Source organism: Chitinophaga sp. H8 (assembly GCF_040567655.1).
Taxonomy (GTDB): domain Bacteria; phylum Bacteroidota; class Bacteroidia; order Chitinophagales; family Chitinophagaceae; genus Chitinophaga; species Chitinophaga defluvii.
On record NZ_JBEXAC010000002.1, the window covers coordinates 1,942,962 to 1,959,670 of the forward strand.

A 16,709-nucleotide genomic window follows, 5' to 3' on the forward strand; every position below is an offset into this window, starting at 1 on the left:
GTTATAACCGCCGGCAGTAGCCGGTGGCTGTCACATGATATTATGCCGCAAATATAATTACCTTTATTCCCGGACATTATACCAAGATCTAGGTATTTTTATTCTGTACTGCAATGTGCATTTTGTGAATACATGAAGCATTCTCCCCCATACCTGCTTTATACCGGGTTGTTCATGCTGATGCTTACCGGAATATTGTCCGCTGCAAAAACAGTGGCACAATCTTACCAGCCGGTACTCACCATTCATGAACAGAATGACGATCATCTGTCGGCATATTATACCTACTGGTTGCAACCTTCCCGTACCGTACCCGATATAGTGTCAGCAAACAATGCTTACCAGGCAGGTGCTTTCCGCCATTGGCATCTTAATAAAACCCTGAGCCTGGGGTATGCTACCAAATTTGTATGGTTAAGGGTGGAAGTAAAAGGCGCTACTGTTTATCCTGTCCGGCTGTTATGGAGCATTTATAATTTTGCAGATACGGTGGTGTTGTACCGGGAGATAAACGGGAAACCGGAAAAGGTAAGTGAAGGTTCTTCCTGGCATATTGCCGGCAAACGCCTGTTTCCTGCCCGTGCAATGAGTATGCCATTCTGGTTGCAGCCAGGAGAGCATGCGGTATTGTATCTGTGCATTGGTAATCTGACAGGCAATATCTATTTCCCTACTGATATTACCACCACAGAAGATTTTTTGCAATGGGAGCAAACATTTCTGTTCCAGCAAAACTGGGCCTGGCTGATTGGTTTTTATGCTTTTAGCATGTTGTTCAGCCTCATCCTCTTTGCCTTCCTCAGAGACCGGATATATTTGTGGTATTGTTTGTATGTGCTGCTGAATGCGGTATTTCTCCTGATGGAAGATGGCATCGATGCCATGGTGTTTCCGCAGTGGCTGTATAGCGCCTGCTGGATAACAGGGCAGTATAATATGATGTTGCTGAGCTGCAGTACCGGGATTAAGATCATGCAGCTGTTCATTTCACAACGCCGGTTTAATCCGCAGCTGAACAGGCTGGGGAATTACCTGATAATTTTCAATACCCTGTTTGTAATCGTACAGGTATCCCTGATAGCCTGGTTTTCAAAACCGGATCATTATGAGCTGATACACGGGTTGCAAAAAACCGGTGATGCCCTGATTGTAGTGACCCTTTGTTTTGTGTTGTATTCATTGGTGAAGGGCGTGATAAAAGGAAGCCTGCAGTGCCGGTATTATAGCATTACTTTCTTTTTCTTCCTGGCAGGCTGTGCGCTTTTTCTGTTGAATCATACCGGGATTACCAACTTTAACCTGATGAAACCCAATGCACTCGCATGGGGTCTTTTCTTTGAGCTGCTTACCCTGTCTGCATTACTTACCGGAAGGTTCAGGTATACCCTGGAGAAGATCAGCAGTTTGCAATTACAGGAATTTAAGGCACAGGCAGCATTGTCCACACAGTTGATCCTGGCGCAGGATGAAGAAAGAAAACGGCTGGCGGCCGACCTGCATGATGGTATCGGCGCTAAGCTAACGGCTATTCGTTTGTTATTGCAACGTAAGAGCGCCCGGACATTGCTGCAGGAAAATGAGGAATTAAAAACACTGGGAGCCGAGCTGGAAAATGGATTGAAAGGAGTAGCTGAGGAGTTGCGCAATATCAGTCATGAGCTGATGCCCCCGGATTTTGCAGAGAAGCGGTTAAAAGAATCCGTAGAAGAACTGGCCACCAATATCAATCTTTCTCCTGGCGTAGTGGTACGTACTTATATAGAAGCACCGCTGGACCAGCTGCCATTGGAAGTACAACTGATCCTGTTCCGTATCCTGACCGAACTGGTCAATAATATCATCCGGCATTCGGGTGCTACGGAAGCCATGATACAGGCATTGATAGATGAAAAAAACATACAGCTGATTGCGGAAGATAATGGGAACGGGTTCAATTCCGGGACGCTGCGGCCACCCGGAATAGGTTTAAAGAATACAAAATCAAGGGTGGAATATCTTTCCGGCACCATGTATATAGATACCAATGTAGCAGGCACCGGCACTACGATCATTATTAATATCCCTAATAAATATGGCAGCTGAAATAAATATTGTGATTGCTGATGATCACTGTATGTTGGCTAACGGGCTGGCATTATTAATTGCTGAAGAAACAGACATGGCTGTTACAGCAGTTTGTTCCAACGGAAAAACATTGATGGCCAGTTTGCGCGAACATGCCGCAGCCGTCGATGTGGTGATCCTGGATATCAATATGCCCGAACTGGATGGGCTGACGGCATTACCCATGATCGTATCTGGCTTCCCGGATATAAAAGTACTGGTGCTAAGTATGTATACCTCTGCAGAGATTATCCGGCGTGTACAAAAAGCAGGCGCGCAGGGCTTTTTGTATAAAGGCGCAGAAACAGCTTTGCTGATAGCTGCTGTGCGGGAAATACATGCCGGCGGCACTGCTTTTGAACAGGAAAAGCGTGGGCATGCAGCGGAGCTGACGGATGATGCCTTTATTAAACTTTCCACCCTTTCGCCCAGAGAAAAAGAAGTAGCCAAACTGATCCGGGATGGACAAACCACCCCCCGCATTGCCCAGCAATTATTTATTGCAGAATACACCGTCAATACTCACCGGAAAAATATTATTCATAAACTGGGATTAAAATCTACTGCGGAGCTGATAAAATTTGCGACGGAAAATAATCTGTAACCTGCGCTGATAGAGCTTTTGCATGCATAGTATGTAGCACAAAAAAAAGGGCGCCTCAACTATTGATGAGACGCCACTTTTAATAATGGGTTAGTAAGTATCTGATTAATTAAGCATAGCCGGCGGCCTGCTTGACTGCAAGTTACCAAAATTATGGTTTGGTTTATTCCCCATCGTAAATTTTATTATTCCGCCCTTTACAATGTCTGCATGTTTAAGGTAACTATGCGTATATGGTTTACCATTTAAAGTGATACTTTGGATATAGATATTCTCTGCGCTGTTATTCACCGTTTCTATGGTAAATGTTTTCCCGTTGGGCACCTGGATACTTGCTTTGTTGAACAATGGGCTGCCCAGTACATACACGCCATTGGCAGGATTTACCGGGTAAAATCCCAGAGAAGATAAGATATACCAGGAAGACATGGCCCCGCAATCTTCGTTCCCTGCCAGGCCTTCCGGCTGATCTGTATAGAAATCCTTCATCACCTGTCTTACTTTCTCTGCAGTTTTCCATTGCTCACCTGCAAAAGCATACATGTAGGTGACATGATGACTGGGTTCATTACCATGCGCATACATGCCGATGAGACCGGAGATATCACTGGACGCTTCTGCACCCATATCACCGGAAGCCGTGAAGAGGCTGTCCAGTTTGTGGGTAAATGCGGCATCACCACCTATCAGGTTAATCAGGCCATAAACATCCTGTGGCACCAGCCAGGTATATTGCCAGCCATTGCCTTCTGTGAAGTCGCCTTTTTCATGTTTGGAGAAGAAAGGATCGTAAGGTGTTTTCCAGCTGCCATCATCCATTTTAGGACGAACAAATTTGATGTTGCTGTCAAAGTAGTTTTTATAGTAAGCCGCACGTTTGGTATACCATTCGTAATCTGCTTTTTTACCCATTTTCTTTGCCATAGCAGCAATACACCAGTCATCAATTGCATATTCCAATGCTTTGGATACAGATTCATATTCCTTATCTGCCGGGATATATCCTTTTTCCTTGATGTACTTCATGCCAAAATCATCCCGGGTAGAGGAGGCTTTCATGGCTTCAAAAGCCTCGGTAGCATTAAACCCTTTATATCCTTTCAGGTAGGCATCCACGATCAGCGGTACGGCATGATAGCCTACCATGCAATTCGTTTCGCTACCCATGAGGGGCCATATCGGCAATTTGCCTTGTTGCCGGTGAATAGCCAGCATAGAATTCACGAAGCTGTTTATTTTATCCGGATGCAGGATGGTATTTAACGGAGCAGCAGAGCGGTAGATATCCCACAGGGAAAAGATGGAGTAGTTATCAAATCCGGGATGGGTATATACTTTTTTATCGGTACCGCGATAATCACCATTGTGATCATTGAAGAGCGCAGGCGCGATCATCGTATGATACATAGCGGTATAAAATACCCGTTTTTGTACTTCATCTGTTGTTTCCACCTTTATTTTTGACAGCTCTTTATTCCATTTTTCCTGCGCAGTGTGTACCACTTTGGTAAAATCCCATCCCGGGATTTCTGCCTGGATATTAGCCAGGGCATTTTCGCTGCTTACCGGGGAGATGCCCACTTTCAGCATCACAGGAGCGGCAGGTGTTTGTGCAAAAGAGATAACACCTTTTGTATATTTTGCTTTTAACTCCTTGCCTTCCCTGGGGGTATTATCATCATACAGTGCCAGTTGCTGAACAGGTACGGAGCTGGTGATCGCAAACCAAAGGCGTTGATCTTCCGCCCATCCTTTTGAAAAGCGGTATCCTACCAGGGTATGATCATCCAGCTGGCGGAGGTAGGTGTCGGTAGCCCCATCCCATCCGATACCTTCTTTCAGGTCGATGATGATATGTGCAGGTTGATTGGCAGGAAAAGTATATTTATGAAAAGCCACTCTCTCAGAGGCGGTCAGTTCTGCTTTTACATCATAATCTTCCAGCAATACGGCATAGTAACCGGGTTTAGCGGTTTCATGCGCATGTGAATAGCGGGAAGCATAGCCGGAGGTTGGATCTTCCTGCGTGCCCCGGTTGGTTTTCACTTTACCGGTGTAGGGCATGATCAGTACATCCCCCAGATCGCCGATACCGGTACCGCTGAGGTGGGTTTGGGTAAAGCCTATCATCACACTATCGGAATAGTGATAACCAGAACACCAGTCCCATCCCTTTACAATATTGGTAGGTCCGGCCTGTACGGCACCAAACGGAACACTGGCGCCAACAAATACGTGACCATGTCCACCGGAGCCAATGTAGGGATCTACATAAGCGAGCGGTGTAGCTGCTGTTTTGTTTTGAATTGTAGCAGGTTGTTTGTCCTGCGCTGTAACCGGATAACTTGCCAGCACAACTCCCAGTGCCGCGAGGATGCGGCCATACTTTACACTGAATCTCATAGCAAAAAAGTTCGTTAAAGACCGCAATTTACGGAAAGATCAGTAGTGCAAATGGCTAAAATCCGGTGTGTGTTTAGCAGGCCGTGGTATATTGGGAGCAGGATTAACGCCTGCCTGCCACGGCGTTTTCTCCTGCTATTTTGTTCCAGCCAAATTCATGCAGTATCATCTTACGTGCTACGGTATCAATACTCATGGAGATCCAGCCATTATACACTTTGTTATGGTCATGTAACTGTACCGGAATATATTTTTTAACAGCACCGCTCCAGGCACCTTCCCAGGTAGAATCAATAGGGGGAGGATCTTTAACGATCAGCTCGCAGAATTTGCCCGTTATTTTATCCCACCGGTAAGGAGTAGCCAGTGTACCTGATATAGCATCACCATTTGCAAATACCGGAATATCCCCTTCCCCTTTTACCTGTACCCGGTTTGATTTCAGCGGAAGCATAAAGAAATTGGCATGTGTACCACGTGTATCATGCGTAAGCCCCACTGTAAAGTAGAAGTCGGCCGAAGTATCGGCAAACATATGCAGCTCAAAGGGATGCAGATAAGAGGAGGTAGTATCCCGCAATGATTTATAGGTATAATTCACCGGTTCGGGAGGTGGATCATTAAAGCAGGACTGCAGTAGCAAGCAGCTGGCAATCAGGAACAGATAACTTTTCATATTTATTGTTTTTGGGGTGTTTTTAACTCCCTGCTAAACGGCTGATAAATATAAAATGTTACTGCGGGAAATACGTAATTTATGCGATTGCTTCATAAGCGCTGGTCACCTGTTGCAGCCAGTTGCTGATCACATCGCCCGTGGCACGGTCGGCCTGCTCCAGAAAGAGGTGTTGTTTTACCTCAAATCCGCAGTAAGTATATACACCGGTATCAGAGGTGAGCTTTAGTGCCCGATCCATGCCGATCGCCTGGTATTCCCGGTGCGATTTGCCCTGTGTATTGATTACAAAAGCTGTTTTACCTTTTAATAATCCCTGTTGTATGCCGTTGGTATAACGATAAGCAAATCCGTAGGTCATTACGCGGTCTATATATCCTTTCATAATGGCAGGCATACCGGTCCACCATACGGGATATATGAAGGTGATCATATCTGCCCATTGTATGTGGCGTTGTTCTTCGGTAATCATTGCATCGGGTTGGCCTGCCCGCTGGTCCTGCAGATCTTTTAATGACAGTACCGGGTTAAAATCCAGGGCATATAAGTCGCGTACCCTTACTATATGACCGGCATTTTCCGTAACGCTGATAACGGTTTCTTTCAGCTGGTAATTGATACTTGCTGTGTTGGGATGTGCATAGATAATTAAATGGTTCATAGCATTACATTTTTATCATGCAAACTTAAAACAGGTGGTCAGCGTGGTATTGTAAGAAAACGAAAAGGGGTATTACCCGGCGGCTATGCAGATATCTTCCTGCAGTTTGAGGAATTGTACCGGTGAAATGCCCATATAAAAATTGAAGTCGTGTATCAGGTGACTTTGATCATAATAGCCGCATTGGTGTATCACCTCAAACCAGTCGATTGTATTGGTCGTTATCTGCTGTTGGATAAGCGTAACAGCCTTTTCGAACCTTTGGTGCCGGTTTATTTCCTTAGCACTGTAGCCCAGGTATTTTTGATATTGCAGCTGAATGGTTCTTGCACTTTGTTGGTTTTGGTGTGCAATCAGTTTCACCGGGTTCAGGCTTTCCGGCACTTTGCTATTGATAATATATTCCGCAGCTATTTCCCGTTCCCGCAGATAAGTGCCGGCAAAGTCCAGTAATTTTGCCACCCGTTGTTCAACAACAGGTAGTGTTTTAAGTTCCTGCCATAGTGTAGCAAAACAATGTGCCGGCGTTAGTTCATCCGGATGGAGCAGCAGTTCTCGGTAAGGCTTTAACGCTTTACCAAAGAAACGGTAAAAAGCATCCGCCTTGAAGTTAGCCACCAGTATTTCACTGCCTGGCGGCAGGTGGTATTCCAGTGTTTTTTTCAGGGGGCCTATGACCATACTATTTTCAATTGTCAGTAGCTGTGCCCCGGCAGGATGGATGTAGGTGGTATGCCCGAAGCTGAATACGAGGATGGTTTGAAAAGTGGGCAATAGTCTTTTAATGACAGTTTTTTGCTGCCGGTTGGCCGCATAATAAAAAGGGGAAAATGCCGCTTCCCAACCTGGGGGAACAGGGATGCTTTTGCTGCTATAGCCTTGGTGTGTACCGGGTTTTCCCAAAGTGATACTGTTTTATGATGATACGAATTTAGCAAATCCCGGGGAGCCGGAGGATTTTAAGATAGGTCAAAATTGTGTTGGTATCCTCCAAATAAGTGTAGGCTCTCCGTGATGAATTGCTATACTTTTGGATAAATTATGGTACGTGCTATGCTAGTGATCAATAGTGTAGTCACCTGACAGGAACAATATCAACCAACATCGTAGTAAAAAATTCCACGGATGCAAATTAACGGATGTGAACAACACGGGCGGTAACAACAGCCGGTATTACCGCTGACAGCACCTTACGTTTATTTTAATTCAAGCCGCGTATCCCGCCATGGGATATGATACGGTATGGCTTGCCGTTTTTTAACGCTAAAAGTTTTTAATGACAACATTATGAGAAAAAGATTACTTAAAATTCCCGCCTGGAAGTTGCTTTTTTTCTCCATGCCCCTTTGCCTGTACTGTATGATTTATGCTGGTAACGGGAAAGCAATGGCAGGAACGCGTATCCCGCAGGCTGGCAATAATGCCGCCGATACCACTGGTATTGAAATACGGGGTATGGTAACAGATACATTGGGTAATCCAATACCTGGTGTTACTATTATGTTGAAAGGTAACCCTAAAGTGGGTACCGTAGTAGACCCGAATGGAAAGTATTTATTGGTAATCCCTAACAAGGTGGGGGTACTGACCCTTAAAATGATGGGATACGTACCACAGGAAGTACCGGTAGCTGGCAGGAAACAAATTGACATCGTGTTGAAATCTGATGCCGCCGCATTGGGTGAAGTAGTGGTGGTAGCTTTTGGAAAGCAAAAGAAGCAGGATATGATTGGTGCAGTGACTTCTGTGAATGTTGCCGATCTGAAAACGCCTTCCAGCAATCTTACCACTGCACTTGCCGGGCAGATAGCCGGTATGATCGCTTATCAGCGGAGTGGTGAGCCAGGCGCTGATAACGCCGACTTTTTCATCCGGGGGGTCACCACTTTCGGATATAAAAAAGACCCGCTGATCCTGATAGATGGTATTGAAGTGAGTAGCAAAGACCTGGCACGTTTACAACCTGATGACGTGGCCAGCTTTTCCATTCTGAAAGATGCTACCGCTACCTCTTTATACGGTGCCCGCGGCGCAAACGGAGTAATCCTGATTACCACCAAAGAAGGTAAGGAAGGAAAGCTGAGCGTTTCTATAAGAGTGGAGAATTCCCTTTCTGCACCTACGAGGAATGTAGAACTTGCTGACCCTATCACCTATATGAAATTGGGGAATGAAGCAGTATTGACCAGGAATCCACTGGGCATACCTCCATATGCACAAAGCAAAATAGATAACACGATCGCGGGTGGAAATCCGGCAGTATACCCTACCACCGACTGGCAGAAAGCACTGTTTAAAAGGTATACGATGAACCAGCGGGTGAACCTGAACGGAAGTGGTGGTGGAAAAGTAGCCCGCTACTATCTTGCCGGTACTTTTAATCAGGACAATGGGGTACTGCGCGTAGATGGCAGAAATAATTTTAACAGTAATGTAAACCTGAAAACATACTCCCTGCGGTCTAATATTAATATTAACATGACCCCCACTACAGAGGTAATCGCGCGTTTGTCGGGTACTTTCGATGATTATAAAGGTCCGATTGACGGAGGGTCTGCTATATACAACCAGGGGATGCATAGTAACCCGGTATTGTTTCCTGCCTACTTTGAGCCTGATGAAGCAAACGCTCATGTAAAACATATCCTGTTCGGTAACTATGGCACAGGTACCTATCTGAACCCATATGCCAATCTGGTAAAAGGATATAAAGAGTATGCCAGCTCCAAAATGGACGCACAGTTTGAGCTGAAACAAGATCTTTCCTTCTGGACTAAAGGGCTTACCGCACGGGTGTTGTTCAATACTTCGCGGTATACTTTTTATGATGTGAGCCGTTATTATACCCCGTTTTATTATGCGATAGGTTCGTACGATCGTAAAACGGATGTTTATCAGTTAATGCCACTGAATGAAACTACCGGGAAAGAATATCTCGACTTTGATCAGGGGGCCAAAGATGTGCGTTCAACCACTTATCTGGAAGCAAGTATCAATTATCAAACCACGATCAACCAGGTTCATGACCTGAGCGGTACGCTGGTATCCATCATGCGTAACAGTATTATCGGAAATGCCGGTGATCTGCAAAGCTCCCTGCCATTCAGAAATGCGGGAATTTCAGGAAGAGCTACCTATTCTTACCGCAGCAGGTATTATGCAGAATTTAATTTCGGATACAATGGCTCTGAACGTTTCTATAAAACAGAACGTTTTGGGTTTTTCCCTTCTGCCGGTATTGCCTGGAATATCTCTAATGAAGATTTCTGGAAACCCATACATCCTGTTGTTTCAAATCTGAAATTCAGAGCCACTTATGGGCTTGTAGGGAATGATGCGATAGGAAGAGATAATGACCGGTTTTTCTATTTATCGAACGTAAATATGGATGACTGGAACAAGGGCGCCTATTTTGGCACCAACAACGGTTATGGAAGGAGTGGTGTTACTGTTTCCAGATATTCCAATACAGATATTACCTGGGAAAAATCGCGTAAAACCAATATTGGTTTTGAAGCAACTTTGAAGGATAAGCTGACTATTGAAGCAGATTATTTTCATGAAAACCGTACCAATATCCTGATGGACCGGGCTTCTATTCCTACTACCATGGGGCTTTCTGCCCCAGTAAGGGCCAATGTAGGAGAAGCGGTATCAAAAGGAGTTGACGGATCCATTGTGTATTCAGACTTTTTTGGAAAGAACTTCTGGATTAAAGCAAGGGCCAATTTTACTTTTGCCACCAGCGCTTTCAAAGTATATGAAGAACCACAGTATGCAGAAGGTTACAAACTGCATGTAGGCCATTCTTTATCACAGCAATGGGGATATATCGCAGAACGTATGTTTCTCGATGATGCAGAAGTACTCAATTCTCCCCGGCAGAATTTTGGTGTATATGCAGGAGGAGATCTGAAGTACCGGGATGTAAACGGAGATGGTCAGATTACAGACCTGGATAAAGTGCCGCTGGGATATCCTACCGATCCTGAAATTATTTACGGCTTTGGGTTTTCAATGGGGTATAAAAACTTTGACCTGTCTGTATTTTTCCAGGGATCGGCCCGTTCCTCTTTCTGGATTGATGCTAAAAATACCGCGCCGTTTATTAATGAAACACAATTGCTGAAAGCTTATGCCGATAGTTATTGGTCGGAGGATAACCGGAACAGTTATGCATTATGGCCCCGGTTGAGTTCCACGGAGAATAACAATAACATACAACAAAGTAGTTGGTTCATGCGTGATGGTGATTTTTTAAGGATGAAGACATTAGAGATAGGATACACCTTGCCTAAAAGAACAAAAAGCATGGTATGGCTTTCCAATGCCAGGGTTTACCTGAGTGGTATCAATCTGTTCTCTTTAAGCAAGTTCAAACTCTGGGATGTGGAAATGGGCGGATACGGGCTCGGCTATCCGGTGCAACGCGTAGTGAATGCAGGGCTTTTTATCACACTCTAATTCCAATATATCATGAAGCTGATCAGGATATTTATAATAATATTTTTTACCGGTACAATAGGATCCTGTGGGAAGTTCCTGGATGTTATTCCGGATAATGTGGCCACTATTGAAAATGCATTTACCAGCAGGACTACAGCGGAGAAATTCCTTTTTACCTGCTATTCCTATATGCCTTCTCATGCCAATCCCAAAACATCAGGATTTCTGGCTGGGGATGAATTCTGGCTACCCTACCCGCAGATACCACAGTTTTATTCCAATATGGTATTTGAGAATATAGCGATGGGGAACCAGAGTGTTATCAATCCAACACTTAATTACTGGGATGGTGATGCAGATCCACAGGTTAAAATAAAATCATTGTTCCAGGCATTACGGGATTGTAACATTTTTTTGGAAAATATTCCCAGTGTGCCTGGCATCCAGGAGGTGGAAAGGAGAAGATGGGTAGCAGAGGTGAAATTCCTGAAGGCTTATTATCACTACTGGCTGGTAAGGATGTATGGGCCTATACCACTTATTAAAACGAATATGGACGTTTCTGCCGGCGTAGAAGCGGTGCAGGTAAAACGTTCTCCGGTTGACTCCTGTTTTAATTATATCATACAGCTGCTGGATGAAACAGGGGAAGACCTGCCGGCGATGATTCAGAATGAAAACAATGAAGCCGGAAGAATTACCCGGAGTGGTATGCTGGCTATAAAAGCTAATATCCTGGTGGAAGCAGCCAGCCCGTTATTTAACGGCAATACAGATATGGCTGCATTGCGGAATAAGGATGGAGAACAGCTTTTTAACCAGACGGCAGATAAAGAAAAATGGGGTAAGGCCGTAGCTGCCTGTAAGGCTGCAGTAGAGGCTTGTCATGCAGCCGGGCTGAAATTGTACAAGTATGAACCTAAAGTGATAACAAACGAATTATCTTCCCGCACCATATTGCAAATGGGCATCCGCAACAGTATTACAGAAAAGTGGAACAGTGAAGTGATATGGGCCAATACCAACAGCATCGCGGATGAAATACAAAGGTTGTCACAAGCGAGGATTGATCCCTCCCGTCCCAATAACCTTGGTGTAAGGTCATTACTGGCACCTACCTTAAAAATGGCAGAGCTGTTCTATACCAAAAATGGGGTGCCTATTGAAGAGGATGTGAACTGGGACTATGCTGGCAGATACAACGTTAAAACCACCACTGCCGATGACAAATTTAACCTGATAGAGAACTACGAAACCGCAGGCCTGCATTTTGACAGAGAGAACCGGTTTTATGCAGACCTCGCTTTTGACGGCGGCGTATGGTACGGACAGGGGAAATTTGATGATAAGAATACCTGGACTGTAAAAGCAAAAACCAAACAACATGCGGGTAAGTCAGGATTATCCCTGTATTCTGTCACCGGTTACTGGCCTAAAAAGCTGGTACATTTTCAAAATGTAATAGAGGCCGGTGATGGTGGTCCGTATACTGTTGTACAATACCCCTGGCCGGTAATGCGACTGGCTAACCTGTACCTGTTATACGCAGAAGCGCTGAATGAATATAACGGCCCTTCCGGGGATGCTTACCATTGGATCAACGAAGTAAGAGCCAGAGCCGGACTGCAATCAGTAGAAGCCTCCTGGTCCACCTATTCCAGGTTAAGTACCAAATACACCACTAAAGAAGGATTTAGAAGTATTATCCAGCAGGAGCGGATGATAGAGCTGGCATTTGAAGGACAGCGTTACTGGGATGTGCGGCGCTGGAAAAAAGGGAGGGAAATCTTTAATACCAATATCCAGGGATGGGATATCCAACAGGATGATGCCAAGCTGTATTACCGGGTAAAAACACTCTTTCCCAAGAAGTTCGGCAGCAAAGAATATTTCTGGCCTATTAAGGAGTACAATCTCATTGTAAACAAAAACCTGGTGCAAAACCTGGGATGGTAATCTCCACCTTTAAAAATGATGACAATGAACTTATCAAAATATTATATACCAGCGCTGCTGATCAGTTATCTGCTGATAGGTGGTTGTAAAGAGAAGCCTATAGCGCCTGTAGATAACGGCGCACCAGCTCCGGCACAGGTTACAAATATTACTGTAGAGCGGTTGGCGGGAGGTGTAAAACTGAAATACCGGTTGCCCGATGATAAAAACCTGCAATACGTAAAGGTCACCTGCGAAATAAACGGACAAATCAGGGAGGCTAAATCTTCCCTCTACCAGAATTACCTGGAACTAAAAGGATTTGGCGATACTACGGAAAAAGTGTTGAAAGTATATTCTGTGAATGCCGCCGAAAGAACTTCTGAACCAGTATTGATTAAGGTAAGACCTTTATGGCCTCCGGTACAGGAAACTTTTGCATCGCTGCAGCTGGACCGGGATTTTGGAGGAGCCACCGTTAAGTTCGATAATCCATCAGAAGCTGATATAAATATCGTTATGCTGACTACGGATAGTAATGGCGATTGGGTAACGTCTGATGTGGCCTATACCAAAAAACGCAGTGGCTATTTCTCGGTAAGAGGATATGATACTGTTGCCCGCAAGTTTGCAGTATATATAAAAGACCGCTGGGATAACCGGTCGGATACCCTGGAAAAAGAACTGGTGCCTGTGTACGAAAAGCAGCTGGACCGGCTGAAGTTTTATGAATATCCGCTACCTACTGATGAAAAAGCTGCCTGGAATTGGTGGATGCCCTATTTGTGGGATGGTATCATCGTGAATAATACCAATGTAGATAAGCCAGGATTTCATACAGCTAATGGCAAATGGCCACAATGGTTTTCGTTCAGTATAGGCGTTAAGGCTAAGTTGAGCCGGTTCCGTTACTGGCAGCGGGGATCCTGGGTGTCATTTAGCGACAGGAATGTGAAGAAGTTTGAAATATACGGAAGTAATAATCCTAACCCGGATGGCAGCTGGGACAGCTGGACCAAATTGCTGGAAGGGGAATCGGTAAAACCTTCCGGGTTGCCGATGGGTACGAATACCGCCGAAGATCTCGCCCTCATTGGTGCCGGAGAAGAATTTGTATTCCCTCCTGGTACGCCTGCGGTTAAATTTATCCGTATCAAAGTTCTGGAAACATGGAGTGGCGATGATGCTTTCTTTATTATGCAGGTAGCCTTCTGGGGAGCAGAAGAATAAACCGTTGCGGTAGCAATGATAACAATCACGACTTATACTAAACAGTTATGAAAAGTCAGCATAAATGGTATATCTGTGTGGCAGTATTGGGATTTATACTTTCTGCCTGTACAAAATCGGATGACTATAAAAAATATTCAAAAAACGGAGAGATCCTATATCCTGCCAAGGCAGATTCTGTAATCTCCTCCCCTGGTAAGAACCGGCTGCAGCTGGCCTGGGTAACTACAGACGGACGCATCAAAAAGTACCGGATATTCTGGAACGGTGGCAGTGATTCTCTGGAAGTACCTGTGGTCAGGAATGGTGCCGGTAATGATGCCGATAGCATGAAGGTGATTATTCACCCGCTTGATGAAGCGAATTATATCTTCAATATCTATAGCTATGACAGTGATGGCAACAGATCAGTTAAAACAACCGTAGAAGATGCTGTATATGGCGGGAACTATGAAAGCACTCTACTGGGCAGAGGTTTGAAGCAAGTGGTAGTTGTTGCAGGGAAGGAATATGCAGAGCTGATGTGGGCGCCGGGAGATAGCACGGAAGTAGGCGTGAAATTGACGTATACAGACAATAGCAATCATTTACGTACCGTAATCTTTCCCGCTGGTAAAGATACCAGCAAGGTAATGGATTATAAGTCCGGTACGGATTTCTCTTATGTTACTTTATTTATGCCCGTAAAAGGTGCTATCGATACTTTTCAGAGTGCTGCTATCACCGTTCTTGCACCAGCAGCGCTGCTGGATAAATCTCTGTTCCGCGAATATCCATTACCTGGTGATGCAGGTTCTGCCTGGGGCTGGCAGCTGAACTACCTCTGGGATGGCAGCATTGCAGAAGGGCGTGGTTATCATACCCCCGAACTGCCAGTACCGCACCACTTTAATTTTGATCTGGGCGTAACGGCTAGTTTAAGCGAAATGAAATGGTGGCAGCGGCAGGATCCTACCACCCTTTATACCGCTGGTAATCCCAGCAAATTTGAGATCTGGGGCAGTAACAATCCTGCGGCAGATGGAAGTTATACCGGCTGGGTGAAGCTGAAAGAATGTATCTGTGTGAAACCTTCCGGTAGTCCCGTGGGTACCAACACCCAGCAGGATATAGACTATGCGGCCGCAGGGGAGCTGTTTAAATTTGAAGGAGGTACGATACCAGTACGTTATATCAGGGTGAAGATCCTGGAAAAGTGGTCCGGTTCACTCAGCACACATATGATGGAAATGACATTCTGGGGCTCTTTGCAATAACTACCAGAGAGCGCCCCGGCGCGTTATAAAGCAGGATGATCCCGTTGTATAAAAGTTTAAAAGATGATGATAAACAACAGATTTGCAGGTAAGGTAATTGGCGCATGGTGTTTAATGCAGCTGCTCACTGCAGGAAGTAATCCGGTAAGCGCCAATACCGTGACAGACAGGGTGGCCATAGACAGCCTGAATCCGAATGAATTACTGATCGGGATCTTTTACGGTCCTTTGAAAAGCATCACGACGGAGGCACAGTTCCGCGATATTAAAGCGGCACACGTTGACTATATCCAGTATATAGGCGATGCCGACCGCCCGGGACAGGAAGGCATTCAAAGGAACAGGGAGATCCTGGATTTATCTCACCGGGCAGGCTTGTATTATTATCCATCGGATAAGCGGGTAAGAGGTACTGCAGCAGAAGTGGTGGCTATGGTGAACGACTATAAGGACCATCCCGCTACAGCAGGTTTTGTGATCCAGGATGAACCAGGTCCCGAAGCGCTCGACTGGCCGGCGGATACTTATAAAAAGATCCTGGCCCTTGCTCCCGGCAAAGTACCTTATGTAAATCTGTTGCCCGACTGGGCAGTGCCCAATTATGAAAAAGGATATGTGGAGAAATGGGTGGAAAAAGCAGGGCCTGAAAACTTACAATACCTGTCGTTTGATAACTATCCGCTTCGTGCAGATGGTTCTTTCGGGGGTACTTATTTTAACAATCTGGAGATCATCCGGCGGGCAGGATTAAAGTATGGCGTAAAAACCTCCTGCTACCTCCAGTCTATGGGGATCCTGGGTGCATACCGTCGCCCTACGGTGGCGGAACTGCGATACAGCGCTTATTCTGCGTTGTCATATGGTATTAAAAATGCAGTATGGTTTACCTATTGCACACCGGTGAATCAGCCGGTAGAAAAATTCACCAGTGCCATCATTGACAGTACCGGTCTTAAAACAGATCTCTACGAACCATTCCAACAGCTCAATAAAGATCTCAAACAACTGGGCGTAACGCTGATCAAGCTGGATGCTACAGAGGTGTACCATAGCGGTTCACAGGAAGGCACCGGCATTTTAAGGCTGCCGGAAAACTTTTTCCTGCAACCCCAGGATACCACACAGGACCTGATTGTGTCGCACATGGTAAACAGGGATAACGGCAAAGACTATGTGATGGTGGTAAATAAGTCATTTACCAAAACCGCAGCAGTAAACTTCCGGATATCAAAACCTGCTAAGAAGATTTTACAGGTGGCTGTTACCGGTAAAATGCAACCCACGGATTACAAACGAAAGAAAGGTAGTTTCTCCGCTTCTTTTTTACCAGGAGAGGGAAAGCTGTTTTTATTGGAATAAGTAACCGCACTGATCATACAGACATTGTTCCTTCAG

The 16,709-nt window shown here is 45.2% G+C and carries 11 protein-coding genes; 7 read left to right on the plus strand and 4 right to left on the minus strand.

The genetic code is table 11. The features are described from left to right. Positions 1 to 132 precede the first annotated feature (132 nt). Positions 133 to 2,082 carry a 7TM diverse intracellular signaling domain-containing protein gene (locus ABR189_RS21765; RefSeq protein ID WP_354662593.1) on the plus strand — a complete coding sequence of 650 codons (1,950 nt, stop codon included), beginning with the start codon at positions 133 to 135 and terminating at the stop codon, positions 2,080 to 2,082. Then, positions 2,072 to 2,707: a response regulator gene (locus ABR189_RS21770; protein WP_354662594.1), complete on the plus strand. Its 636-nt coding sequence runs from the start codon at positions 2,072 to 2,074 to the stop codon at positions 2,705 to 2,707. Before ABR189_RS21765 ends, ABR189_RS21770 begins: the two co-directional genes overlap by 11 nt. Before the next feature lie 105 nt (positions 2,708 to 2,812). Here ABR189_RS21770 and ABR189_RS21775 read toward each other — a convergent pair whose 3' ends face one another. The 4 genes from ABR189_RS21775 to ABR189_RS21790 form a co-directional block, all read right to left on the minus strand. Continuing rightward, positions 2,813 to 5,110 (minus strand): GH92 family glycosyl hydrolase, encoded by a 2,298-nt coding sequence (locus tag ABR189_RS21775; protein ID WP_354662595.1) that lies wholly within the window; start codon positions 5,108 to 5,110, stop codon positions 2,813 to 2,815. A 103-nt stretch (positions 5,111 to 5,213) separates the two neighbouring features. Next, entirely contained in the window at positions 5,214 to 5,786 is a 573-nt protein-coding gene (locus tag ABR189_RS21780; RefSeq protein WP_354662596.1) for a hypothetical protein, read from the minus strand. 79 nt (positions 5,787 to 5,865) lie between these two features. Continuing rightward, positions 5,866 to 6,447, minus strand: coding sequence for an NAD(P)H-dependent oxidoreductase (locus ABR189_RS21785; RefSeq protein ID WP_354662597.1), 582 nt, complete (start codon positions 6,445 to 6,447; stop codon positions 5,866 to 5,868). 72 nt (positions 6,448 to 6,519) lie between these two features. After that, positions 6,520 to 7,350, minus strand: a complete 831-nt coding sequence (locus tag ABR189_RS21790) for a helix-turn-helix transcriptional regulator (protein ID WP_354662598.1) — start codon at positions 7,348 to 7,350, stop codon at positions 6,520 to 6,522. Between the two features lie 384 nt (positions 7,351 to 7,734). Here ABR189_RS21790 and ABR189_RS21795 point away from each other — a divergent pair, with 384 nt between their 5' ends. The 5 genes from ABR189_RS21795 (at position 7,735) to ABR189_RS21815 (ending at position 16,673) form a co-directional block, all read left to right on the plus strand. Then, positions 7,735 to 10,911, plus strand: coding sequence for a SusC/RagA family TonB-linked outer membrane protein (locus ABR189_RS21795; RefSeq protein WP_354662599.1), 3,177 nt, complete (start codon positions 7,735 to 7,737; stop codon positions 10,909 to 10,911). Between the two features lie 12 nt (positions 10,912 to 10,923). Then, positions 10,924 to 12,849 carry a RagB/SusD family nutrient uptake outer membrane protein gene (locus tag ABR189_RS21800; protein ID WP_354662600.1) on the plus strand — a complete coding sequence of 642 codons (1,926 nt, stop codon included), beginning with the start codon at positions 10,924 to 10,926 and terminating at the stop codon, positions 12,847 to 12,849. Positions 12,850 to 12,873: 24 nt separating this feature from the next. After that, a complete protein-coding gene (locus tag ABR189_RS21805) occupies positions 12,874 to 14,058 on the plus strand; it encodes a DUF5000 domain-containing lipoprotein (RefSeq protein WP_354662601.1) in 1,185 nt (394 codons plus the stop codon). Positions 14,059 to 14,105: 47 nt separating this feature from the next. Beyond that, positions 14,106 to 15,314: a DUF4998 domain-containing protein gene (locus ABR189_RS21810; protein ID WP_354662602.1), complete on the plus strand. Its 1,209-nt coding sequence runs from the start codon at positions 14,106 to 14,108 to the stop codon at positions 15,312 to 15,314. Between the two features lie 63 nt (positions 15,315 to 15,377). Further along, positions 15,378 to 16,673 (plus strand): hypothetical protein, encoded by a 1,296-nt coding sequence (locus tag ABR189_RS21815; RefSeq protein ID WP_354662603.1) that lies wholly within the window; start codon positions 15,378 to 15,380, stop codon positions 16,671 to 16,673. Positions 16,674 to 16,709: the final 36 nt, after the last annotated feature.